We start from the raw sequence: 23,814 nt of genomic DNA on the forward strand, positions 1-23,814 counted from the left end.
CAATAAATACCTATAATTTTATCAGCTGTGAGCATTGATAATTGAGTTTTGTGTGTGGTAACTCAAAATTATCTTTTATTGATGCTCTTTTTCTCCTCATTTAACTAGCAACTTGGGTTAATTAAAATGCAATTAAAATAATAAATTGCAGTTATCAACCTTTAATAAACCTAGAAATATGAAAAAACGTCAACCTCTTTGTGTAATGCTATGCCTGCTGTTCGCGTCTTTTATTCAGGCCCAGGACCCGGAGTCATCGTACACATTTACCCAAAAATTTTTAACTCAGCCCGTAAGTAATTATTCTTTTCAGGAAACGCTGTCAGCCAGTTACAACGAGAAGAAATATATCCGGTTCAAAAGAATGAGGAATACGGGTATTGTGCTTACCAGTGTAGGCGCGGGCCTACTGGCAACCGGTGTTGTGCTGATTTCTTCCGGAAGCAAAGAAACAGATGACTATAATGGATATTATGATGAGCTTACACCAGGTGATCGTAAAATACTTGGCGGTATTGTTTGTGTTATTTTCGGTCTTGGAATGGAAGGTGGAGGTATTCCACTTTGGGCAATAGGCAGCAGAAAAATGAAACAGTATGGCGGAAGCAGTTTGCGGCTTCAGCCTGCAAAAAATGGAGTGGCGCTGGCATATTCATTCTGATGTAATTATCAGTCAGATCGTTACTTATATTAAAATAATAATAATTGTAATATTTATCTATTTACTGGAATATTTATATATTTGTAAAGGTTATTATTACAATGGTTATCATTTCAAAAACCATATTGCAAACCTTCATTAATGAACACCCTGGCAGTGCAGCTGCTTTGGAAAAGTGGTATGAAGAAACAAAAACTGCGGATTGGAAAAACTTTGCTGAATTAAAAAATACATTTAATACAACAGGTAGTGTTGGAAATGACAGGTACATCTTCGATATAAAGGGGAATCAATATCGCTTAATTGCATTAATAATATTTAAAGTAAGAACAGTTTTTATTCTTTTTATTGGAACACATAAAGAATATGACAAAATAAACGCGGGGAAAGTTATTTATAAAAAATGGGGAATATGAAGTACGAAATTAATTCCAGAAAAGGCTATCATGAAACTATGATAGCTATTTATAAATTGATGGATAAAGGCGAAGCAAATTTATCGGTAAGTGAACTGAAAAAATTGGCGGAGATGTCTGTTGCCGCAGAAAAATATGAAGATGAAGTATTAGGTCTTCAGCCTAAAAAAATACCTGAATCAATTGTTGAGATAGTTGAATTAAAAATGTTTGAAAACAAAATGACACAGGCAAAACTTGCATCCGCAATTGGTATAGGTCAATCAAAGATTTCTGATATTCTGGCAGGTAAGCGTAAGCCTGATATTCCATTTTTAAAAGGAGTATACAAAGCGCTTAAAATTGATGGTAATTTTTTGCTGGAGCATTTATAATTCCAGTTATACCTATAAAATAACTTTTCTTACACAAACCAGGTATTAAACAAAAAGGCTGCTTTGTGAGCAGCCTTTCGCAGTTGGTTTTGGGGCTATTTAATACTTAACAATTGGTACAATTGTGGATGAGCCCGCCTGTATTATTTTTAGGTAATAGGCTCCGTTAGCGAGATCGTGAATATCCACAGTAGCAGTTGTTTGGTTTTTGGTAATTAACCTTTTAATAACGAAGCCGTTTATATGGACAAGTGCTATTTCGGAAATGCTGCTTGATTCCGGAATTTTTATAAATATTTTTTCCCGGGCCGGGTTAGGGTATATAAATATGGTTAATTTATTCCTGAAATCAATGGTTGAAACAGCAGTGTAAATAACTGTTCCATCCCGCTTCACCAGCTTTAAACGGTATTCATTTTTACCATCGGAGGGGTTGGTATCAATGAATTTATATATTTGATTTTCAGTTATTTGTGTGTATATTGGCTGGCTGATTGATATAAAGCTACTCTGTGCCGAAGCTTTTTCAACCATATAATATTGGTATGCTGTTTCATCCGCAACCGACCAGCTCAGCAGGATATTTTCGTTTTGTATAGCAGCATTAAAAATTATTGCATTAGCCGGCAGCGGATTATTGGGGTATCCCAAAGCTCCGGCAAGCGCAAAACTTCCAAAATTGCTGACGGTATTACTGGTAACAGATCCATTGGCTCCCGGTGAGCCCAGGTAACTGCCTGTGCCCGGATCAACCCATTGAAATCCATCAAACCACGCAACACGCAAGGCATTCATATCTGTCACGCCTCCGCTGTTGGGGTCAAAAAAGCTTAACTCCACATTACCTGAGCCGATGCCGCTAATATTCCAGTATTCCAAATGGCTGATATGGTGAATACCCGTCCCTGTTGTGTTACCGATGTTGAGGTATGGATCGCCCCGGATAAACTCAACCGTAAAATTTCCGGTTGCATTCCGCACAGCGGCAGGCCTTAGTTTACCGTTTATGCCCACCGGAAAAACAAAATCGCTACCGGAAAGCCCCATTTTACGAACAGGTCCTTCAATATAAGAAAGATCGGAACCTATATTGGTATAGGGCAGGTTGAAATAGTCATGCAAACCACTTTGAATAATTCCTGTAGAGGTAAGTGTCAGCAGCGAGGCACCGGAACTGATTATCTTACCATTTTGCAGGGAAAGCGTGCCTGACAAAGATACCGGTCTTAATAATGTAGTAGTGGTATTATTAACGATAAGATTGCCAAATGTAATTGTTCCTGAACCACCGCCATCTCCAATGGTTTGGTTTATGCTGAGCAGTTGAACTGCGCCAGGCATATTATCACTGCCGATATCTATATATGTTGAGCCCGAAGCAAGTATATTTCCATAAATATTAAAATTGCCTGTATGTATGCCCAGGGAATTGGGTTTGAAAGAAAAGAACCCGGAAAGTACATTCAGGTCGTTTTGTATAATGCAATCTCTTGCCGAACCGATACCGGAAAAATTTACATTCGATTCGATATATACATTGCCATAGGTTCTTCCGGCAAGTGAAGGCCCTGTGCCATTTACCTGGTGGCGGTAAATACTGCCACTATTAAAAGTAGTTACGGCGGCAGGAGCGGAAAGCCCGAAAGGATTACCTCCATCTTTACGTATATAAGTTGCGCCACTTTGAAAAACCACAGAGTTTTCATTGGCAGACGTATTGCCGAACGCGTTTCCTCCAAAACCCGCGTTAGCGGTAAATACAGCGCCGGTAGAAAATATAATAGCATTTGCAGTAGTGGCGGTTAAACGGTGCGCTGTTCCGCCAAAGCTGAGGTTACCATGAACCTGCGCTGAAAAACCTGGAGTGATATTTAATGCAATAGCATTAATACCTGTAATATTCACAGCAGATCCGGCTGCTATTATAAAATGTGGTGCAGTTACAGTTGCATTCCCAATGTTGATGCTACTTGCTGCTGCTGCGCTAAAATTTATAACAGCATTGTTATATACGTTTATTTTACCAATACTTTCACTTGAAGGCAAACCTGTAACGGTTGTATTGGCGTTAAATTGAAGAATATCGTCAGGCGCGGGATTTGTTCTTTGCGGCGACCAGTTGGAGGCTATTGCCCATGAACCTGAGGATACGGTCCATGTATAGGTTTGTTGAGCATTAATAAAGAATGGTGCTGTAATAAGCAGTGTTAGCAGGTGCTTTTTCATGGTAGTTCCCGTTGTGTTGATGAATAAAATATAGGCTCACAGGAATTGGTGAAATAGTCAGCGAATGAAAGTTAAGTAAAAATTTATATGTAAAATCAATAATTTTTATGTGTTTGAATACACAATTGTATTTTTGAGCGTTTCCGATAATCCAGAGTAAACTATTGTAATGGTCGCTATTTTAAAAAAAGAGCTCCGGCAGTTTTTCAGCAGCCTCACAGGCTATATGGCAATTGTGATTTTTTTGCTGCTCACGGGCTTATCCCTTTTTATTTTTCCCGAAACCAACTTATTTGATTATGGGTATGCTACCCTTGAGCAGTTTTTTGAAATGGCGCCCTGGGTATTGCTGTTGTTGATACCGGCTATTACCATGCGCAGCTTTGCAGATGAGTTTAAAGGCGGCACTTATGAAATACTGGCGACAAGGCCCTTGACCAAATGGCAGATCATAACCGGCAAATACCTGGCAAGTCTTGTAGTGGTGATTATTGCTTTACTTCCCACATTAATATATGTATTTACAATTAAGCAGCTTTCAACCGGCGGAATAGACACCGGTGGTATTGCTGGTTCTTATATTGGTTTAATTTTTTTGGCCTCGGCGTTTACCGCTATTGGCATATGCTGCAGCAGCCTTACGCAAAATGCGGTTGTAGCTTTTTTGCTGAGTGCTTTTGCATGTTTTATTTTATACAATGGGTTTAATGCGGTAAGTAAAATCCCGTCTTTACAGGGCGGGTTGGATTATATTATAGAAATGATAGGTATAGATTTTCATTACCGCAGTTTAAGCCGCGGCGCGGTAGACAGCAGGGATATTATTTATTTCCTGAGTGTTGTGTTGCTGTTTCTTTTCCTTACCTATAAAAAATTAGTGAATCGTTGATCTCATGAAAAAATTGATTCAATCAAAATATAGTTGGCTTTTGGTGCTGGCAGCGATTGTGCTGGTTAACTATATTGCTTCGCAAATACATACCCGCGTCGATCTGACTTCAGAAAAAAGATATACCATTTCAAACGCTACCCGAAGCTTGCTTAAATCCTTAGATGAACCTGCTACCATCACCGTTTTGCTGGATGGTGATTTGCCGGCAGGCTTTAAAAAACTGCAGGGCAGCACAAGAGATATGCTGCAGGAGTTCAGGGAAATTGCGGGAAACAATATTCAATACTATTTCCGGAGGCCGGGAGATAACTTAAATGATACGGCTAAACTTATACTGATTGATTCATTGCAGCGGATGGGCATCAATGCTACTAACGTTCGCGCTCAAACGAAAAAGGGCGAGGGGGAAGAGCAAAGGTTGGTATATCCCGGAATTATTATTGAATATAAAGACAGGGTTGCGGGTGTTGATTTACTTAAGGGGCAGAGCTCAGTTGATGGTATAAATTCTTTAAATAATGCTGAAGCGCTTTTAGAATATAAGCTGGCAAATACATTAGATAAGGTAATGCAGGATTCAGTGCCGGTAGTGGGTTATTTAACAGGTAATGGTGAGCCTCTGAATTATGAAGTATATGATCTTATAGAAAATACGATAAAGCCTAATTATGGTTTCAGTATGCTGCCCATAGACAGTGTGCCGGTTATTCCCGGATTTTTTCATGCCATGCTGATCATAAAACCAAAACTTGGTTTTACGGAAAGCCAGAAACTGAAAATTGATCAGTATGTTATGCGCGGCGGAAAAGTTTTCTGGCTGGTTGATAAATTGTTTGCAACGCAGGATAGCTTAAGAAGAAGCGAAGGTTCATTCATAGCGTTTGATATGGGATTAAACCTTGATGATATATTGTTTAAATATGGCGTTCGCATAAATTCGGATATAGTACAGGATATGAATTGTACGGAAATACCACAGATTGTAGGTATGATGGGTGATCGCCCACAAATGCAATTAATGCCCTGGGCGTATTTTCCGCTGTTATCAGGTAACAATAACAACCCCATTTCAAAAAACCTGGATTACGTGCTTTCGCAGTTTCCGCAATCTATTGATACGGTAAAAGCGCAGGGTATCAGTAAAACAGTATTGCTGGCAACATCTCCCAATGCACGTATTATAAGCACACCTGCAAAAGTTGAACTAAACAGCGTAAAGAATAAAGAAGATCTGGAAACATTTACCAGCGCCAATGTGCCGGTAGCAGTGCTGCTGGAAGGTCAATTTAATTCTTTATACACCAACCGTATTTCGGCTGCAACAAAAGATAGCTTATCGGACATGTATAAAGCTCCGTTTTTGCCTGTCGCTGCTGAAGCCAATAAAATGATTGTCGTTTCTGACGGAGATATAGTAACCAATGTTGTTTCACAACAAAAAGGTCCGTTGCAAATGGGGCAGAATGAATATACTGGTTATGCTTACGCCAATAAAGAATTTTTTCTGAATTGTATGGAGTATCTTATCGGTAACCCGGGTATATTAGAAACAAGGGGGAAAGATTATACACTCCGCTTATTGGATAAGAAAAAGGTAGAAGAAAGCAGATCAACCTGGCAGATGATCAACCTGGTGCTACCCTCTGCCTGTATTATTTTGTTCGCGTTTATTTATGCATATATTAAAAAGAGGAAATACCAGGGGGTGTAACTTCCGGTTAACCCTGGTTTTGGGTATCTGACACAGACGCCCGGTGTTCCCTCATGATAATGATTTCATGAGCCTGTAATGTTGCCGTCGGCGCTCTGAAATCTTTTATGAAATATTCTTTCTGAACTTCAGGTAGAATGGGATTCCTGCCAATATCAACGCCAGCCCTATGCCTGCTTCTCTTGGTCTTTCAACAATAGTATTAAAAATCAGTATCACACAAAACAAAATAAATATTGCCGGGATAACCGGGTAGCCCCAGGTTTTATAAGGGCGGGGCGCATCAGGCATTTTTTTTCGCAGAATAAATACGCCAATTGTTGTAGCGCCATAATATATGAACGCTGCGAATATGAGCATGTCTGTAATCTGGTCAAAGGTGCCGGAAAGAATAAGCACACAAGCCCATATACCCTGGTACCATAATGCGCCTGCAGGCACATGCGCTTTATTTAATTCGCCGGTTTTTTTAAAAAACAAGCCTTCGGCAGCCATCGCGTAATAGGTTCTTGCACTGCTGAGTATGGTAGCATGCGTACAACCTAATGTGGAGATAACAATAAGTATTGACATGAATAATTGTCCGCCATTTCCCCAGAAAATTTTAACCGCTTCAACAGCAGCGATGCTGCTGCCCTGCGCATGAACCTGTTCAAGCGAGGGGATTGGCATTAGTGAGAGGTAGGCAAGATTAGCAAGAAAATAAACAATGATCACCAGCACTAATCCTAGCACAATGCTCAATGGAATATTGCGATGGGGGTTTTTAATTTCTCCTCCTAAAAAGCCAACGGAATTCCATCCTTCATAACCCCAGAATGCAGCAAGCATAGCTGTAAATATCGCGCTCATGGTAATGGGGTGGTCTGGTGGTGTTTGCAATGAAAATGCGGAAGATATATCGGCCACAGGACTGCTTAATCCAAAAAACACAATCAACAGTATGCCGCCCAGCATCAGGAGTAAAAGAAATGTGCTGAATCCCGCGCCGGTTTTTAAGCCTGTACAATTCAAATACGTAAGCAGCAATATCAATGCAATGGCAACCAGTTTTTCATTAAAATTGGCAAAGGGATAAAATATACCTGCAATATTTACATCAGCCAGCGATGTAAGTATGGGTGGAAGATGTATGATATGATTAAGCGATTGTGAAAATACATAGGCAAGACTTGCAATAGCCGCGGTTTTTATTGCAGCAAAATCAGACCAGCCATAGAGATAGGCGAAGAAGCGCCCGTAGATTTTTTTATAGTAAGCATACTCACCACCTGTATCAGCCAGCATGCCCGCAAGCTCAGCATTACTTAATGCACCAAATAAAGTTATTATTCCGCCCAGCACCCAGCACACAAGCACCCAGCCAGGTGCATGCAGTTCGGCTGCCATGGGCGCTACTTTTTTATACACGCCTGAGCCGATGATATTACCGATAACAATTACTATTGCCAGTTTTAAACCAAGCGAGCGGGTGAGGTGCGATGATGAGGACATGAATTAGTTTTGGTGAAAGAGGTTAAGATAAAGATTTATTTTGAGAAAAATAAAAAGCCATACACCCTTATCAGGTATATGGCCGAAGTATAAAAATAGAGGGTCTAATTCTTCAATGCATATTTGCTGAGAAAGCGTATATTTTTAGTATTGCTGTAATCATACTGGTATAGCCCATTATCTGTTACTACCATTGCATGTTTATTGCCCGCGATAATATCATAAGAGTTCTCAATATTAATGCTGCTCAACTGCTTCAGTCCGGATACATTAGCGGCGTCATACAATCTCACCCCACTTTTATCATCGCAAACAAAAAGCAGGTCGCCATCTTTACAAAGCCCTTTTGGCTTTGTAAGATTATACGCTTTAACCAATGTAGGATTCATCAGGTCTTTAATATCAATTACATTCAATTCGTTAGCAGCGCCACCGCAGGAGGTGCCGGCATGCAATGTAACATATGCGTATCTTCCGTCAGTAACCACAGGATCACAGGCGCGGCCATGTGAAAATTCACCCAGCTTCACAGGTGCAAGAGGATTGGTCATATCATACATAAACATTCCTGTCATAGAACCTAAAAACAATTTTCCTTCAAAGGGATATATTGTTTCCAGGTCAAAGCCGGCATAATACGTAGTATCAAACCTGGGAGAGGAAGGAGTTGAGATATCCACAATGCCCAAAGAATGTGATTCCTGTAATGCATAAAGATGATCGTTCATTAATACCATGCTTGCCATAGAGCCTGCTGTTCCGCTATTTGATTTTGGGCCGCTGTTTGATTGTGCTGAAGTGGCATACATGCAATTCGCGCAATCTGCCCAAATGGTATTTACTTCTACTGTTGTATCTTTTTTAATTACTGCTGCAACGATCATGTCAGGCGCTGTATTATCATAATAGTAATAACGATGGTAAAAATTCTTTATATAGTTTACTACAGTAGCCTTTTTAGGGTTACTGATATCAATAGCCAGCAGATCTGTATAGGTATCGGCATAGAGTATATTATCTCTTACCGCAATATCAAGATTACCCGGAATATTTAAAAAAGCCACCTGTTTAGGCTTGGAAGGATTGCTGTTGTCAATGATATGAATACCTTTTTCAACTTCGTTCAAATAAATATATTGCCCTTTAATATACAATTTTCCTGCAGTTTTAACGGGTTCTGATATACTGCCGTTAAGTGCAGCAAATATTTCAGCTCTTGATTTCAGCACCGGGGTTGTGATAGTGTAGGTATATGTTTGCTTTTTAGAGGCATTATCTTTTGAGCATCCGGAAAAGATAACAAGCAGTAATACGATGGCTGTAGCAATGCCGGGCTTTGTGGTGATATGGAGGGTCATGGCAATGATTTTGCATAGTGACATTGAAGAAACAGTAAACGTTGCGTGGGTTTAATGATATTTCGTACATTAGGACCACGCATATTATTAAGAGCAGGCATTATGCTTTATCAAAAATTCAGTCCGTCTTCAATACTTATTCCTTTTGTTGAAGCTTATTATGTATGGACTTCTGAAGGGGATATGGTTGATAATATGGTTATTGAATCTCCGCCATCCGGTTTTTGCTCCATTGTGTTTAATGCCGGAGATGCATATACATTAACTAACAAAAAGTTTGATAACCTGACTGTGCCTGGTAGTTTTATTGCCGGGCAGTCTCTATATAGTTATTCACTCCGGCTTAGCGGCATTGTTGAAATGGCTGGCATTGTTTTTAAGCCGGCGGGGCTGGCTTCACTTTTTAATTTACCTGTGTATGAGTTTACGGAAGAGCGGATTGATCTGAGGCAGAAATTTGATGTTGCTACGGTAACGCGTATTGAGCAGAAGATAAGGACTATTGCTACTGCGGATAATAAAGCAAAATTGCTGGAGCAATTTGTGCTGGAATTATGTAATAGCAATATCCCTGTTGCTGATAGCATTGATAACGCCGCTAATCTGATTGTTGAAAGAAACGGCATGTTGCATGTTAATGATATTTTGCGGGAAGTATATATGTCGAGAAGGAATTTTGAAAGAAAGTTTTTCAAAAAAGTCGGGCTTAGCCCCAAGTATTATGCACGCATACGGCGCATCTCTTATTTAATGAATATTATATCCGGAAAAAAGAATGTTGACTGGATGCAGCTATTTAATGATTGCGCTTATTATGATCAGTCTCATTTTATAAAAGATTTTCTCGAATTTACGGGGCGCACCCCTCAGCAATACCTTGATGCAAACAGTGAGTTGGCTAATATTGTGAATAAACCAGTTACACAATCATTGCATTAAAATGTAAAGAAATCTATTTTGCCGCAGTTTTACAATGCAATTGGCCGGGGAGGGTATTATTTTTACTTCGCAATGTATATCTACACGTTGTTGCAGTAAATTTAATACAGTATGCTTTTAAAAAAAATACTTCGATCAGCGGCGGCCTTAATACTTATATTGTTGCCTTTCTATCCAATTACGGAAAATTTTTTTCCATCCGAAAGGCAGGTTAACAACCAAATTTTTTCCACTTATATTTTCATTTGTTTAACCATTATACTTTTTGGTATAGTATTGATTTTTTTGCTGAAGAAAAACGGGAAAGTTTGGGGCTGGCTTTTTTGTGGAATAGGATTGGCGGCGATGATACCCTTACATTTAGGCCCGCCAAGAATTGATGCAACTTTATTGACTGACCCGGGGATAGAGCGGTTCAGGTATGGAATGCTGATGCTGGCTATACTGCTATTGTTTTTAGGAGGATACTCTATATTATCTCCTGTTAAAACCTTGCGCTCAAAATTATTCCTGTTCATTCTTATTGCAACTGCATTGCTGAATGTGTGGGATAATTATAGCTCCTTTATGTTAAGCGGCGATATGAAAAGCTGGACAGAAAGCGGGAAGAATGCAAACGATTTTTCTGCTCAATTTGATTTTCATATTGCGTGGAGAACCGCGGCCAGAATTTCCCTTTATATAACAGCAATGGTATTGATTTTTGAGCTTGCCAAAAAAGCGGAGATAAAAAAATGGCAATTTGTAATACTGAATATTGTTTGCCTGGCGGGAATAGTTTTCTGCGTACTATGCCTCATGAGCGGGTTTCAGGATTTCTATTTCCCCTTTATGGTGCCTGCTATAGCGTTAGCACCTGTTTATTGGGCCGGCATTGCATCACTAACTTACGGCAACGCGTATGAGAAAACGGGCAACCTTTTATACAGCACCCTGTAATGCAATAATATTTTTCACACATAAATTTTATTTTATGACCTCAGCTATTAAAGAGCAACACGCATTAAGCCTTAAAAACGCATGTGTAAGCTTCATTTTCGCCTACCAGCAAAAAAATGTAGATAAAATGCTGGGCTTTTGCGACCCTGATGGAACAATATATTTTAAACCCCTTGGTGAAGCAGGAAAGGGAAAGATACATGAGCTTGGAAAGGGTATATGGACTGCGTTGATAGATTGTTTTCCTGATATTGATAATACGCTTGATGCGGCGGTTGCGGAAGGGGAAGATTCCGTACGTTGCCAGGTGGTGATAAGAGGTACACAGGAAAAGGATTTTGGCGATATCCCAAATAAAGGAGGGCATTTTGACAGCGATCATATTTTCATCTTCCGCCTTAACCCCGATAATAAAATAACAGATATACAAATCAGCTGGGATCACGATGACCTTAAAAGGCAACTCGGTTCTTAAGTAACATTAAGTGAACTTAAAGCTATTATATATGAGATACTGTTTATTTTTTGCTGTAATATTTTTTGCAGCATGCAATAGCAATATTGACAACCAGGAGGCTGCAATTTCAGAGAAAGATACCGCGAAACCTTATTCACCAATAGAAGGCAACTGGGTACTTGTGTCAAATGAAGTGTATGGAAAGATGACACAACCGAAAAGGTTTCCCCAGCAGGTGAAAATGTTTCATGACGGGTATTATGCTTTTGTGATGTACGACGCTGCAGGTAATTTTTATTATGCCGGTGCAGGGCCTTACGAAGTAAATGGAAATATGTATAAAGAAACGTTTGCTTATGCAACTGACACGACAGATGTTGATGCATGGGATACGCAACGGTGGGAGATTAAGGGTGATACTTTGATCTTTTATGGTTTTGAAAAAGCTGCACTGGCTGATGGTACCGATGTAACGGAAAAATGGGGCAAGCATAAGTTTGTGGAAAAAAGGGTGAGATTGAAGAGATAAAAAAACAAATGCCTCAACTTTAAAATTGAAGCATTTGCCTTTTATTACCTGTGCCGGAAATTATTTCACCGCCAAAGCTTTATCTATTAAGAAATTCAGATTTGTACGATGCGCTCTTGTTTGCTCATTGGTAGATACCGCTGTTGCAAGCATTGCTTTTATCTTTTTTAAAGAAGACAGCGCTGCAGATTTTGAAGCATTATCATAAGCAGCAGGTACAGTACCTGTAGCTATGGATGATAAAGCTTTTACGTATTCTGTTTGCAGGTTCAGGCGATATAAATTCACATTTGTTTTTAAATCTTCCGCGAAAATATATTTGTTGAGATCAGCCATCACATCTGCGGTGGTGTAAGTGTTGCCATATAAACCACTATTGTTAATACGTTGCAATGTTACCGGGTGCAATAACTGTGCAAGCAGCGATAGCTGAATGGTTTGCGCAGTAGATTGTGGTTTATAATCTTCAGTAGAGCCAAAGAAATTGAAGCCACGACGCTGCATTTGCAAATATGGGAACAAGGTTGCGTCTGTATTAAAAGTTGCGGGAGAGAATATATATTTATTCAGCAATGCCAACGCCTTCTTTTGAAGATCCGCAGATACCGGTGTAAATGGTTTGGTGGTAGTTTGCTGACCGGTAAAGCTTCTGTCAACATACACGCCGCCAATATAACGGCTAACGGCATTAGCCATTTGCAGGCGTTGATTCTGCAGCATTAAATAACGCTGGCGGAGCAGCTGGTAGCTTTGCCCGGGCTGGCTGTAACGATCCTTCAGCTTAGGCAGCATAGCATTGATAAGCTTAAACCTGTCTTCAGCATACGCGACCATATCATTGCTCATATCATTAACCATTACACGGGGGTCGATACCTCCTCCGGGAGAACGCATATCATCAGCATCATTACCGAAAGTGAGTTGCGGATCTGTACTGCGGCTTAATATTTTATCAAGTCCGGCTTTTTCTTCCGAGGGTGAAAAAGCTGTATAGCCATATTCAATTGCCCACAGGTCATAAGGTCCAGCCTTTGTTGTATAGTAGTTGCCCTGTTTGGCCCTGTCAAGACTTACATTGATGGAAGGATAGTCCATTACAGAGCCGATCATCCCGATCTTTTCAGTAATTGATTTATCATTTACCTGCGCAGGGCTCAACATCTGGCTTGCTTTCATGTTGTGATTTAAGCCAAGGGTATGCCCCATTTCATGCATAATCAGATAGATAAGGAACTCCTTATGCATTTGCTTTACTTCTTCCGGTTTGTTGTCGAGCGTTTCAAGCATAGTTAGCCCGGCAGTATATTGCGATTGCAGTTCCTGCGCAATATTGCAATATGCAAGATGTGATTTGCCGAAGCTTAAATGAGGTGATTTAACATCATCGGTAGTTTTGGCTTCCCACGGCAAAGCTACATTTCCAATGCCTGTAGCACCTGTATTACCATTAAAAAGATCATCATAAGCGGGTGTGCCTGCGCCACTTCTCCATTCAACGGTAATATCAGCGCCTAATATCTGCCCTGTTCTGGGATTAAAGAAGCTGGGCCCGATAGCGCCATAGCTTGGATAAGGGCTGCTTACCCAACGGATAACATTATAACGGATATCAGCAGGATCCCAGGTTGCGGTATCAGGCATGATTTTCATTACAATCGCGTTTTTAAAGCCTGCCTTTTCAAATGCCTCATTCCATTTTTCACCGGCTTCTTTAATGATCTGGCGATACTCCACCGGGGTTGTATTTTCTATCCAGTATACTACGGGTTTAACGGGTTCACTTATGGCCGCATCAGGGTCTTTCTTTACCAGGTTCCACCTGCTGATAAAATCTTTATATGGAGCAGGCGAAATAGAGGTAAGATCCGTTACTTCCGCACCAAAATACCCTACGCGTGGATCATCCCTGCGAGGCCTAAAATCATTTTGCGGCACTTCCAAAAAAGAATGTTGCATGCGGACGCGGTTATAGCGGGCATCGGTAACATCAGCGCCTCCACCGTTAAAAGGCATTGGATTATCATATGCCAGGTCAACGATTACATCTGTATTGTCAGGATAAGACCTGATGTTAGCATATTTTGATTTCGCAACGTTCAGCATGCCAAGGTTAAACACCAAGGTTGGCGGAATGCCGGGAGGTATGGTAGGCCTGATGGGATCGAGCTTTTCACTCAAAAACAATCCATCGGCAGCAATAAGATATCCTGTTGAATCTTCCGCTACGATCTTTTCTGTAAAGAAATTTGCCGGAGCGACATCTACATTGGCCGCCCTGCTCACAGCATTTGTGCTGTCGTAGTAAAAATTAGTGTTCTGCTGCGCAAATTCCAGCTTGTCATAACTCTTATTAATGCTGAACGTAAATGTTTGGCGGATCATGTTCTGGTTTAGGAACAAACGGGTTGGTCCACCCATTGAAAAGCTCTGGTAAATAAACTCCTTACCAATCTGGGGTTTTTTGATATACAACTGCACGCTGCCGGTAGCAGTATCCTGGTATACAACAAAAAGCCCTTCAATTTTTTTGCTTGACTTTGTTTTATCTGCAATACTTGCTTTGGGCGGCGTTGGCGGCGCAGCTTTTTTGGTAGTATCAGCCGCCGGTGCAGCGCCTTTCTTTTGCGCAACGGCTGTAACAGTAAGCATTCCACATGCTACTGCAATTAAAAAACTCTTTGCATACATAAGCGATGATTATTTATACACAAGATAAAAATATTGCGGCTGAACTTACCGGGATTTCTTTGAGAGGCTTATTGGCGGTTTAACCTGATAAAAAAAATTACAAGAGGCAAAATTTGGAGGATTTGCTCCGGTTTGGTTGTATTTCAAATTTTTGCGCTGGGAGTGAGCGGTGAGACACCAATCAGCGAAAATTTGGAATGTTCAACGGAAGATTATGATACCGGCAAAAAGTTTTTCTACAACATGCAGATTGAATCTTTGAAAGCGTACATCATGATAGATTCGGTAAAAATGTTTATCCGCACTGGCAGAAAGCAAGCGGATAATGCATGGCGGTTTGAAGAATATAAAGAGAAAACCGATGCCATGTGTATCAACAGTATTGGTTTTACTGTTACACTGCAGGATATATATGAAGGCGTTATGTAAAAGCGAAGTGTTTGCCAGGATATGTTATGGATTAATTGTGGTGCCTGTTTGATCTTCTACCTTCAAATGCGCATATTCTTCTTTATACTCAAATTTCCAGCGGTTATGGCTCCATAGATAAACTTCGGGTTGCTTGCGGATCACTTCTTCCAGGTAGCGAACATACTCCAAAGTCAACTGTCCATCATTCATTTCCGCCGGTTTAAGTGCCGCCAGCTTGGTTTCAATAACATAATGCCCACGTTTGGGTTTATAAAAACGGGCAAATACTACCGGTATATTATTGAACCGTGCATTCTTTTCCGGGCCTTTTACAAAAGGTGTTGGGCGTCCAAAAAAATTTACCCAATATGCTTTTTGCGGAATGCCGGGGTTTTGATCTGCCACAAGGGCTAACAGGTATTGCGAATTCCTGTATGGCAACATCGCGTTTTTCATATCTGTGGCTGCCAGCATTTTAGAACCCATCTTTTCCCTGAAATGCTTAAACAGCCGGTCAATTACTGTATTGCCTATAGGCATATATACTACCAGGAACTCGTAGGCAAGCTGCCGGGTTACTCTTACATTTACCCATTCCCAGTTAAAGTTATGCCCCAGGTGTACCTGGCAGCTTTTTCCTGAAGCATATAATTCATCAAAAATGGAATGGTCAAACTGTATTCTCTTCTCAAGGCTTTTTTGCGACATGGAGAGCAGTTTGATCGCCTCAAGAAAGGTGTCGGTAAAATTCCTGTAAAACTTTTTAATGATCCGCTTTTTTTCCTTTTCTGTTTTTTCAGGAAAGGCAATAGTGAGGTTTTTCATCAATAGCTCCTTCCTGTAACCTATAATATAATGGAGTATAAAACTGAAGAAATCAGAAACCCGGTAGATGATCCAGAGTGGAAGGAATGAAAATAAATACAGCAGTGCCAAAACTATATAATACATCAGGCAAAGATAATTTGATATTAGCTATCAGCGGTCAGCTATCAGCTATGGGCTTTGAGCTATCAGCAGTGAGTGCAAAAAACGTGTGCTATTGTCTGTTTTCTATTGGCATTTGCCGCCGTTGACAATGCATTGCTGTTCACCCATTAATCTTCCTCGTGCTTAAAACAGGATACTTGTACGCTCAGGCTGACCGCTGGCTGCTGATAGCTCAAAGCCCAGAGCTCATAGCTCTCTACAACACAATATTCTGCACAATTCCACTCTTCTGCAAATAATCAGTATTATAATGCAAGCCCCTGCTTTCATGTCGGAAGGTTGCAGATTTTACAATAAGATACCCGGCAGTGATCATATTACGCAACTGGCAAAGCTGGGGAGATACTTCCGTGGTTTTATATAATTCTTCTGTTTCCTCATGCAGCAGGTCGAGGCGGCGCATAGCTCTTTCCAAACGCACATTGGTTCTTACAATACCAACATAATCACTCATCAGCAATTGCAGTTCTTTCAGGCTTTGCGTGATGAGGATCATTTCTTTGGGCGCGGTTGTACCCTCGGCTCTCCAGTCCGGAATATTATCCCTATCCCATATTCCCCATTCCTCGCCGGAGCTGTCTTTTATTTTCTTTACTGCGTCTGCATAAGCCCTGTGCGCAAATACCATTGCCTCAAGCAGTGAGTTGCTGGCAAGACGGTTGGCACCGTGCAATCCTGTGGAAGCACATTCGCCTGCGGCATATAAGTGTTTGATAGATGTTCTTGCCCATTCATCTGTTTTAATACCGCCGCAGCTATAGTGTGCCGCAGGTGCAACAGGTATCATATTTTTGGTGATGTCAATACCCATCGACATGCATTTTTTATAAATGTTAGGGAAGTGATGAATAAATTTCTCTTTATCCATGTGCCGGCAATCAAGCCAAACATGCTCTGTACCGGTGCGCTTCATTTCGTTATCTATAGCTCTTGCCACAATATCACGTGGCGCAAGATCTTTACGCTCATCATATCTTTCCATAAAAGCTTCGCCATCGATATTGCGTAAAATGCCGCCGTCGCCCCGCACAGCTTCAGTAATTAAAAAGGCCTGACCCCTTAATCCTGCTTCATATAACGCGGTAGGATGAAACTGTATAAACTCCATATTCTCTATTCTTCCTTTTGCACGGTATGCCATAGCAACACCATCGCCTGTGGCAATGGCAGGATTAGTAGTGGTGCGGTATACCTGCCCATTACCTCCGGTTGCCAGCAGCGTAATGGAGGCTAAAATTTTCTCTATTTTTTTTGTATGAAGATTTAAGGCATATACCCCAAAGCATTCAATGTCCGGTGTGGCTTTGGTAACGAGATAGCCGAGGTGGTGCTGTGTGATGATATCAACCACAAAGCAATGTGTGATCATTTCAATGTTTGGCTGCTGTTTTATGGCTTCGAGCAGGGCTCTTTCCATTTCACGGCCGGTTACATCTTTATGATGCAGTATGCGATACTCACTGTGTCCGCCTTCTTTGCCTAAAGCATAATCCCCGTCATCATCCTTATCAAACCTTGCTCCCCAGTCAATAATTTCTCTTATACGGTCTACGCCTTCTTTTACTACTATTTCTACTACATGCTCATTGCATAACCCGTCACCGGCTATCAGTGTATCTTCAATATGCTTGTCAAAACTGTCTTTTTCATTATCCCACACACCGGCAATGCCGCCCTGCGCATATTTGGTATTGGTTTCATCAGAAGTTGTTTTGGTGAATATCAATACCTTTTTATCCGGGCAGGCTTTAGCAACTTTTAACGCGTAAGTAAGTCCGGCTATACCAGAGCCAATGACAAGAAAGTCAGTTTGCATAAGATTTGACTATGTTTAGTGCAAGATAAGATGATGTAGGGAAAATTGATGCGGCATACTGTATATCAGCAGAGATTTCGCACAGGATTTGCTACACAAAGAGCCACAAAGCATACACAAAATTACACAGAGTGTTTTATTATCCTTTGTGGCTCTTTGTGTAGCCTTTGTGTACCTCTGTGAAATAACCAGGTTGTTACACCGGAATTATTCGTGATAATGAGTGTGAATCGTGGCTAAAAGTGTACGCAATCATTATATGAAAAAATCCCCGTAATCGTTTTTAAACAGCTTCTTAGAATATGCGGTGTTCTGCATTATTTTAATCTCAACCTGTTTTTTAAACTGTTCCATACAGGCTTTACGTCAGGAGAGAGATTGAACGCTATTATACTGCCACCGTATAATAATACAAAAGCCAAACTGCGTAGTATAAGCCCGGCAAAACCATGCATATTCCTGAATGTGAAATAACATATCACATAGCTTATAAGCGCGATAAACAAAGTATAAATGGTTTCTTTGGTAAATGGTTGAAGTTTAAATTTTTTCCAGAGAAAAATGATCCGGATAGTATTATAAATTATCGTTGATATTAATGTAGCCATCGGTGGGCCGAGTATATCAAACTTCTTTACAAAAATATATGTAAGCGGCAACGTAAACGCCAGGAGTATGATACCACAAAATAATTCGAACCTCCAGTAATTTGATGTGCCGATGATCTGTGCATTCAAACCGGTGCCAAGGTCAACAACTTTAGTAAGTCCCAATACAACAAAGGCTGTAAAGCCCAGCAGGTATGCCGGTTTCAGGTTCAATGTAACAATTGCTTCAGTATAATTTAGAGCAATAAGCAAATAAATACCGGCTGCAAAAAGCAGAAGGTTTAAGGAAGAACGCTGGTATATCTTCTGCAGCATTGAAATGTTTTTATCTTTCCATGCCTGCGACAAATGCGCGATAGATGCTGCCACAATTCCGCGCTGCGGAGCCTGTATAATACTTGTCATGGTTTGTGCAAGTGTAAATATCGCTGCTTTTTCAAGCCCTCCATCCAATACAGAGGCTATAACCATAGTATCAAAAACCTGTGATAAAGTAAAAACCAGCGTACCGGAATATACAAATACACAAAACGAAATGATCTTTTTAAGATAGCGCCTTGTTACCTTACTTGGGGAAAAATTAATGCGGAGTTTTTTTGAATAGACAAGGTAAATGAGCAAGGTTAGTGCGATGGCAGGATATCCCAAAGCATATAGCTTAATGAACAGGGAAAAATCTTTAATGACATGAAAAATAAATAGTACGATCAGTACAGTTGTAAACAGCCGCCATTCTACCTCACGCAGAAAATTGGTTAATACAGGTTTTTTTATGATCTGCGTATATGCTTCCAATATGGTATAAATAGTTAGCCCGAATGCCATGGGAAAGATCCAGTAATAATAATTCACCAGTTCCGGTGCATTGGTATTGTATTTTTTTACAACAACATCTTTGAGCAGCCAGCCACCAATCATCACTATTATAAAACCTATAATGCTTACCAGCAAAGCCCAGGAAAGCATGTCATTTTTTTTATCAGGCAAATGATAATTGTAGTAGGGATAGAATTTATAAACAAAAGAAGGCATACCAAATGCTGCGAATGCCTGCATAGCCAGTGAGATGGCGATAAAAACGCCGGTTAATCCATACTGATCTTCTGCAAATAACCCCTCTTTGGTAAAAAAATACACATTGAGCATACCAATGGCAAAACCAACATATATAACTATTGATGAGATAATGCTTTGCCTTCTGATAGTGCTCATGCGGTAAAGATAAAGGCTAAAGAAAAGCAATTGCGCGGGTTTAAAAAAATGTATTCGTTAATGTCGCAGACCAGGAGGTAACAATATTTACGGCATATGGTTTCGCAATAAGGCGCCGCTCAATAATATCTTTCAGAAACCTCCATTAAAGGCGAAAGGCGTGAGGTGTAGGGTTTAAGGCCTTATATCTCCCACCCCTATACCCTATACCATCCACCCTATACCCTCTATTACAAACAAATAAAACTTTTATTATGAAGAAGAATGAAAAAGGGCAGCAGGATTCCGCGAAGCTTGTTGAATTCCGGAACAACAGTAAATTATTGCTTCTTGAAAACCCCAATTATTTTGGAGTGCAGGATAAGGAGAATAAGGAGATCCTGGCGTTTAAGCCTGTAGTTGAGCTTTTATTCAACACCACGTTTGAAGAGCTGACTTGTGTGAGCTATAATCCGGCCAAAGAGTGGTTAAGCGCCAATATAAAAATAAAGCAAAGCTTTGGCTATGCCGGTGGCGCATGCACCGCGGGCAGCAAAGAATTTGTACGATTTTTTGTAAGCTACGATAATGGCGCTACATGGGATGATGAAGGCGTGGTTGATTTTGATGCACACGACCTGAACTTTGACAGTGATATATGTTATGAGGTTGGTAAAACATTTAAGCCGAAAAGAAAAAGCTGCTGCGATAAAAATGCGGTATTGCCTCTTGTAAGAGCCATCCTTTCATGGAATACCGTTCCGCCTCCCGGTAACTGGTGGTGGATACCCATTTGGGGCAACAGGCTTGAAGCTTATATACAGGCGGCTCCATCAAAAAGCATTATCTGTTATTTTGATAAGCTGTTTACACAAGTGGATATTAAACTTAATGAGCAACAATTTGCAATGTTAGATGATGCAACAGCAGACCTTGATTGTGTGCCACCGGTTAAAGAAGAAAATATTTCAATACAGGAGCTTAAGAAATATTATTCCGGGCAGGTAGAAGATGCCAGGATTGGTCATCAGCTTGCATATGCTTTGTTCAATAACAACTCAGCAATAACAAGTAATAAGTTTGAGCTCTTTAAAAAATATGACCTTAACCTGGGCAGCATACTTGATTTTTTAAAGCAAAATAAATTTAATACAGGCTATGAAGAAGTAAAATGTGTTGGGTTGAACAGGAATTATAATTTGCTCAACGCCGCTGTTCAAATAAAAAGACCAACCGGTTATTCCGGCGGCTTATGCACAAAAGGCAGCATGGAATACCTGGCTTATTATATGGATTTTGGCGGAGGCTGGGTATACATGGGCACCAGTGCTGTAAATGTGCATGATATTCCCACCATACCGCGGGAAGGATTGTGGTACAACGCGCCATTGCATGTTTATCTCACACCATATCAAAAAAAGTGGTGCGAAACAGGCAAAGCAAAAATAAGGGTAATACTTTCCTGGAGTGTAGTGCCGCCGGTGAACCCGGACTGGATTGCGCCCTGGGGAGACCGGGAAGAATGCAATGTTGAAATAAAACCATTGCCTAAAGATGTGCCGCCGGGCGAAATTTATCCATTTATTGAATTGCTGGGCGGAATGCCGGTAGATTTGATAAGCGCAATAACAGGTAATGCTACCGGTGTGCATACACTTGGATTTACAGCTAATGACAGTCCGTTTGATGGAAACATTATGATAAGAGGAAGATTATTCAACCAGAATAATCATATTTTCAAATACAGGTTGCTTATCACAGAGCCTGCAACAGCGGAACATCCGGTAATGGATGCCGTGAATATAAAAACAGATACGCTTGGTGTAATATCTCCATTCATTACGCTTACACCAGTTGCGCCTGATGGTTGGATGGATTACCTGGCAAATCCATTTACAAATACAGTAATCGTAGATGATTTCTTTGGAAAATTTGTGCCAACAAAAGAAGGTAAGCATTTTATAAGGATGGAGTTTTTTGATGTTACGGACAACATTATATACAGCAGCAATACCGTAATGTTTAATGTAGATAAAACATATCCTGTTGTAGACATTAACATTACAAACGGAACCGGTAATTGCGGCGACTTTATTCCGGGAGATACTATTGCTGGCACTTATTCAATTGCAGATGATCATTGCCATTCGATGTCAATAAGCATAACACCTGCAGCCGAAGCAGCAGGGTCAGTAATTTCTATTGATGCTGTGATTACATCTACATTATCATTTGCCGGCGGCACACTTGCCAATACAGGGCAAGCAGGTACATGGCAGATACAAACGCCGGCTACTATACCACCCTGCGGATATAATGTATGGATTGCAGGCACTGACAGAACAATTGTGCACAGCAGCGGATTCTATCATTATTCATCACTGGCAAGAGGATTCTGTGTTCGTAAACCATAATTAGTGTAAAAGTTAAAATATGTATTGGTATATGTTTATAAGTGTGCTGGCAGCCTGGCGGCTTACACACCTGCTGCAGGCGGAAGACGGACCTTTTGACATTATCTATTACATAAGAAAAAAAGCAGGAACAGGCTTCTTCGGAAGCCTGCTCGACTGCTTTTATTGCGTAAGCATTTGGGTTGCGGTTCCATTTGCAATATGGCTCGGTAACAGGTGGTGGGAAATATTGTTGTACTGGCTGGCTATATCAGGGGCTGTTTGCCTGCTTGAACAATTTACCGGCAATAAAAAAACTAATACACCGGATTATAAAGAAGACTAAAATTTAAAACTATGTGCAACTGCGGAAGTAAACGGGAATACCTTACTCAGCAACATTCAACTGCCACAGGTATTATTTCGCCTGCTGAAGAATATGCCAACCATAACAAAAGCGCAAATGTTCGGTTTGAGTATATTGGTAATACGGCATTAACGGTAACAGGAACTATAACCGGCAGGCGATATCGCTTTAATAGCCCGGGTGAAGTTTTACAGGTAGATAGCAGGGATGCATCCGGATTGATGTTAGTACCGGTATTAAGAAAAGCGCTGGATGCTTAGATAAACAAACAAATTTTGCTGAAAATAATTGGTCCGTTTGGGGTCGCGTATTCAGGTTTGAAAACAATCCGGGAGATACTTATATTGGGTATCTCCCGATTTTTTATTAGCAGGGTTAAATGTAAAAATTTAAAATACAAGTTGTCAGTCTTCATTTGATCAGGATTTACTAATATCGGGGAAGCATAGCTAAGGTATCATATTCTTCTTTAACTGGTAATCAAAAGAACTTGTCATGAAAAAATTATCCCTTGCTTTCTTTTTTCTTCTTTCCATAAGATTTGCTGATGCACAAAACCCTCCCAGGCTGATTGTTCGTGCTGATGATATGGGTTTTGCGCATAGCGGCAACCTTGCGTTGATCAAAACATGGAAAGACGGTATTGCCACGTCTATTGAAGTAATTGTTCCTTCACCCTGGTTTCCGGAGGCGGTAAAGCTGCTGGCAGAAAATCCTGCCATAGATGTTGGTATTCATCTTGCTATTACCAGCGAATGGGATAATGTAAAATGGAGACCGGTTTCTGATTGCCCATCTTTAAAAGATGAAGACGGATATTTTTACCCGATGATATGGCCGAATAAAAATTATCCCCAACGCGCTATACTGGACCATCCCTTTACATTAGAAGATATTGAAAAGGAATTCAGGGCACAGATTGAGCTGGCGCTGAAAAAAATTCCACGCATCAGCCATATATCCGCGCATATGGGCTGTACAAATATCAATCCGCAGGTAAAACAAATGGTCGAAAAACTTTCCAAAGCATATAAAATACATATAGATCTTGCTGAGAAAAAAGTAAAGAGCATTGGCTTTACCGGGCCTCATAAAACCTTTGCTGAAAAGAAAGCAGGTTTTCTTGCAACACTGGAATCCTTACAACCCGGCAATACTTATTTGTTTGTTGAGCATCCCGCGTTTGATGACGCGGAAATGCGCGCCATACATCATATAGGCTATGAAAATGTGGCAGAAGACAGGCAGGGCGTAACAGATCTGTTTACAGATGAAGAGATAAAGGCTTTTATAAAAAAGAAGCATATTCAGTTGATCAGCTATATGGATTTGATGAAGGAGTAGATAGTTTTTC

General features: G+C 40.5%; 21 protein-coding genes. 14 read left to right on the plus strand and 7 right to left on the minus strand.

Features of this window, described 5'->3' with window-relative positions:
* The first annotated feature begins 178 nt into the window (after positions 1-178).
* The 3 genes from DC498_RS14595 to DC498_RS14605 all read left to right on the plus strand — a co-directional run bounded on the left by DC498_RS14595 (position 179) and on the right by DC498_RS14605 (position 1,451).
* Positions 179-661, plus strand: a complete 483-nt coding sequence (locus DC498_RS14595; RefSeq protein ID WP_116874916.1) for a hypothetical protein — start codon at positions 179-181, stop codon at positions 659-661.
* Positions 662-762: 101 nt separating this feature from the next.
* Positions 763-1,077 (plus strand): type II toxin-antitoxin system HigB family toxin, encoded by a 315-nt coding sequence (locus tag DC498_RS14600; protein ID WP_116874917.1) that lies wholly within the window; start codon positions 763-765, stop codon positions 1,075-1,077.
* A complete protein-coding gene (locus tag DC498_RS14605; RefSeq protein ID WP_116874918.1) occupies positions 1,074-1,451 on the plus strand; it encodes a helix-turn-helix domain-containing protein in 378 nt (125 codons plus the stop codon). Before DC498_RS14600 ends, DC498_RS14605 begins: the two co-directional genes overlap by 4 nt.
* Before the next feature lie 99 nt (positions 1,452-1,550).
* Here DC498_RS14605 and DC498_RS14610 read toward each other — a convergent pair whose 3' ends face one another.
* Entirely contained in the window at positions 1,551-3,677 is a 2,127-nt protein-coding gene (locus tag DC498_RS14610; RefSeq protein ID WP_116874919.1) for a T9SS type A sorting domain-containing protein, read from the minus strand.
* 169 nt (positions 3,678-3,846) lie between these two features.
* Here DC498_RS14610 and gldF point away from each other — a divergent pair, with 169 nt between their 5' ends.
* Together gldF and gldG are read left to right on the plus strand one after the other, a co-directional pair.
* A complete protein-coding gene (gldF, locus tag DC498_RS14615; protein ID WP_116874920.1) occupies positions 3,847-4,566 on the plus strand; it encodes a gliding motility-associated ABC transporter permease subunit GldF in 720 nt (239 codons plus the stop codon).
* Between the two features lie 4 nt (positions 4,567-4,570).
* Positions 4,571-6,280 (plus strand): gliding motility-associated ABC transporter substrate-binding protein GldG, encoded by a 1,710-nt coding sequence (gldG, locus tag DC498_RS14620; RefSeq protein WP_116874921.1) that lies wholly within the window; start codon positions 4,571-4,573, stop codon positions 6,278-6,280.
* Positions 6,281-6,385: 105 nt separating this feature from the next.
* Here gldG and DC498_RS14625 read toward each other — a convergent pair whose 3' ends face one another.
* Together DC498_RS14625 and DC498_RS14630 are read right to left on the minus strand one after the other, a co-directional pair.
* On the minus strand, positions 6,386-7,774 hold the full coding sequence (locus DC498_RS14625; protein ID WP_116874922.1) for an APC family permease: 1,389 nt from the start codon (positions 7,772-7,774) through the stop codon (positions 6,386-6,388).
* 104 nt (positions 7,775-7,878) lie between these two features.
* Complete coding sequence (locus DC498_RS14630; RefSeq protein ID WP_165813852.1) at positions 7,879-9,132, minus strand: LVIVD repeat-containing protein; 1,254 nt, start codon at positions 9,130-9,132, stop codon at positions 7,879-7,881.
* A 54-nt stretch (positions 9,133-9,186) separates the two neighbouring features.
* Between DC498_RS14630 and DC498_RS14635 the strand changes: the two genes are divergently transcribed.
* From DC498_RS14635 to DC498_RS14650, 4 genes are all read left to right on the plus strand, one after another.
* Entirely contained in the window at positions 9,187-10,071 is an 885-nt protein-coding gene (locus DC498_RS14635) for a DUF6597 domain-containing transcriptional factor (protein WP_116874924.1), read from the plus strand.
* Positions 10,072-10,182: 111 nt separating this feature from the next.
* The gene (locus DC498_RS14640) at positions 10,183-11,010 is read left to right on the plus strand and encodes a hypothetical protein (protein WP_116874925.1); all 828 of its coding nucleotides are present in this window, start codon (positions 10,183-10,185) and stop codon (positions 11,008-11,010) included.
* A gap of 34 nt (positions 11,011-11,044) precedes the next feature.
* A complete protein-coding gene (locus tag DC498_RS14645) occupies positions 11,045-11,485 on the plus strand; it encodes a nuclear transport factor 2 family protein (RefSeq protein WP_165813853.1) in 441 nt (146 codons plus the stop codon).
* Between the two features lie 31 nt (positions 11,486-11,516).
* On the plus strand, positions 11,517-11,996 hold the full coding sequence (locus DC498_RS14650) for a hypothetical protein (RefSeq protein WP_116874927.1): 480 nt from the start codon (positions 11,517-11,519) through the stop codon (positions 11,994-11,996).
* A 60-nt stretch (positions 11,997-12,056) separates the two neighbouring features.
* Here the strand turns inward: DC498_RS14650 and DC498_RS14655 are convergent, their stop codons facing one another.
* On the minus strand, positions 12,057-14,684 hold the full coding sequence (locus DC498_RS14655) for a zinc-dependent metalloprotease (RefSeq protein ID WP_116874928.1): 2,628 nt from the start codon (positions 14,682-14,684) through the stop codon (positions 12,057-12,059).
* A gap of 192 nt (positions 14,685-14,876) precedes the next feature.
* Between DC498_RS14655 and DC498_RS14660 the strand changes: the two genes are divergently transcribed.
* Positions 14,877-15,113 (plus strand): Uma2 family endonuclease, encoded by a 237-nt coding sequence (locus tag DC498_RS14660; protein WP_133176862.1) that lies wholly within the window; start codon positions 14,877-14,879, stop codon positions 15,111-15,113.
* Between the two features lie 24 nt (positions 15,114-15,137).
* Here DC498_RS14660 and DC498_RS14665 read toward each other — a convergent pair whose 3' ends face one another.
* The 3 genes from DC498_RS14665 to DC498_RS14675 form a co-directional block, all read right to left on the minus strand.
* Positions 15,138-16,046 carry a lysophospholipid acyltransferase family protein gene (locus DC498_RS14665; protein WP_116874930.1) on the minus strand — a complete coding sequence of 303 codons (909 nt, stop codon included), beginning with the start codon at positions 16,044-16,046 and terminating at the stop codon, positions 15,138-15,140.
* 235 nt (positions 16,047-16,281) lie between these two features.
* Positions 16,282-17,901: an L-aspartate oxidase gene (nadB, locus tag DC498_RS14670; RefSeq protein WP_116874931.1), complete on the minus strand. Its 1,620-nt coding sequence runs from the start codon at positions 17,899-17,901 to the stop codon at positions 16,282-16,284.
* Between the two features lie 317 nt (positions 17,902-18,218).
* On the minus strand, positions 18,219-19,721 hold the full coding sequence (locus DC498_RS14675; RefSeq protein WP_116874932.1) for a lipopolysaccharide biosynthesis protein: 1,503 nt from the start codon (positions 19,719-19,721) through the stop codon (positions 18,219-18,221).
* Positions 19,722-19,975: 254 nt separating this feature from the next.
* Between DC498_RS14675 and DC498_RS14680 the strand changes: the two genes are divergently transcribed.
* From DC498_RS14680 to DC498_RS14695, 4 genes are all read left to right on the plus strand, one after another.
* Positions 19,976-22,114, plus strand: a complete 2,139-nt coding sequence (locus tag DC498_RS14680) for a hypothetical protein (protein ID WP_116874933.1) — start codon at positions 19,976-19,978, stop codon at positions 22,112-22,114.
* Between the two features lie 19 nt (positions 22,115-22,133).
* Positions 22,134-22,439 carry a DUF1360 domain-containing protein gene (locus DC498_RS14685; protein ID WP_240628021.1) on the plus strand — a complete coding sequence of 102 codons (306 nt, stop codon included), beginning with the start codon at positions 22,134-22,136 and terminating at the stop codon, positions 22,437-22,439.
* An 11-nt stretch (positions 22,440-22,450) separates the two neighbouring features.
* Positions 22,451-22,720 (plus strand): hypothetical protein, encoded by a 270-nt coding sequence (locus DC498_RS14690; RefSeq protein ID WP_116874935.1) that lies wholly within the window; start codon positions 22,451-22,453, stop codon positions 22,718-22,720.
* Positions 22,721-22,955: 235 nt separating this feature from the next.
* The gene (locus DC498_RS14695; protein WP_116874936.1) at positions 22,956-23,804 is read left to right on the plus strand and encodes a polysaccharide deacetylase family protein; all 849 of its coding nucleotides are present in this window, start codon (positions 22,956-22,958) and stop codon (positions 23,802-23,804) included.
* The last annotated feature ends 10 nt before the right edge of the window (positions 23,805-23,814 follow it).

Source organism: Terrimonas sp. (assembly GCF_003075435.1).
In the GTDB taxonomy this organism is placed as follows: Bacteria; Bacteroidota; Bacteroidia; order Chitinophagales; family Chitinophagaceae; genus Agriterribacter.

Bases quoted from the DNA above. Each gene is read 5' to 3' on its own strand.
- DC498_RS14595 (WP_116874916.1), top strand. From the start codon at position 179: ATGAAAAAACGTCAACCTCTTTGTGTAATGCTATGCCTGCTGTTCGCG.
- DC498_RS14600 (WP_116874917.1), top strand. From the start codon at position 763: ATGGTTATCATTTCAAAAACCATATTGCAAACCTTCATTAATGAACAC.
- DC498_RS14605 (WP_116874918.1), top strand. From the start codon at position 1,074: ATGAAGTACGAAATTAATTCCAGAAAAGGCTATCATGAAACTATGATA.
- DC498_RS14610 (WP_116874919.1), bottom strand. From the start codon at position 3,677: ATGAAAAAGCACCTGCTAACACTGCTTATTACAGCACCATTCTTTATT.
- gldF (WP_116874920.1), top strand. From the start codon at position 3,847: ATGGTCGCTATTTTAAAAAAAGAGCTCCGGCAGTTTTTCAGCAGCCTC.
- gldG (WP_116874921.1), top strand. From the start codon at position 4,571: ATGAAAAAATTGATTCAATCAAAATATAGTTGGCTTTTGGTGCTGGCA.
- DC498_RS14625 (WP_116874922.1), bottom strand. From the start codon at position 7,774: ATGTCCTCATCATCGCACCTCACCCGCTCGCTTGGTTTAAAACTGGCA.
- DC498_RS14630 (WP_165813852.1), bottom strand. From the start codon at position 9,132: ATGACCCTCCATATCACCACAAAGCCCGGCATTGCTACAGCCATCGTA.
- DC498_RS14635 (WP_116874924.1), top strand. From the start codon at position 9,187: ATGATATTTCGTACATTAGGACCACGCATATTATTAAGAGCAGGCATT.
- DC498_RS14640 (WP_116874925.1), top strand. From the start codon at position 10,183: ATGCTTTTAAAAAAAATACTTCGATCAGCGGCGGCCTTAATACTTATA.
- DC498_RS14645 (WP_165813853.1), top strand. From the start codon at position 11,045: ATGACCTCAGCTATTAAAGAGCAACACGCATTAAGCCTTAAAAACGCA.
- DC498_RS14650 (WP_116874927.1), top strand. From the start codon at position 11,517: ATGAGATACTGTTTATTTTTTGCTGTAATATTTTTTGCAGCATGCAAT.
- DC498_RS14655 (WP_116874928.1), bottom strand. From the start codon at position 14,684: ATGTATGCAAAGAGTTTTTTAATTGCAGTAGCATGTGGAATGCTTACT.
- DC498_RS14665 (WP_116874930.1), bottom strand. From the start codon at position 16,046: ATGTATTATATAGTTTTGGCACTGCTGTATTTATTTTCATTCCTTCCA.
- nadB (WP_116874931.1), bottom strand. From the start codon at position 17,901: ATGCAAACTGACTTTCTTGTCATTGGCTCTGGTATAGCCGGACTTACT.
- DC498_RS14675 (WP_116874932.1), bottom strand. From the start codon at position 19,721: ATGAGCACTATCAGAAGGCAAAGCATTATCTCATCAATAGTTATATAT.
- DC498_RS14680 (WP_116874933.1), top strand. From the start codon at position 19,976: ATGAAGAAGAATGAAAAAGGGCAGCAGGATTCCGCGAAGCTTGTTGAA.
- DC498_RS14685 (WP_240628021.1), top strand. From the start codon at position 22,134: ATGTATTGGTATATGTTTATAAGTGTGCTGGCAGCCTGGCGGCTTACA.
- DC498_RS14690 (WP_116874935.1), top strand. From the start codon at position 22,451: ATGTGCAACTGCGGAAGTAAACGGGAATACCTTACTCAGCAACATTCA.
- DC498_RS14695 (WP_116874936.1), top strand. From the start codon at position 22,956: ATGAAAAAATTATCCCTTGCTTTCTTTTTTCTTCTTTCCATAAGATTT.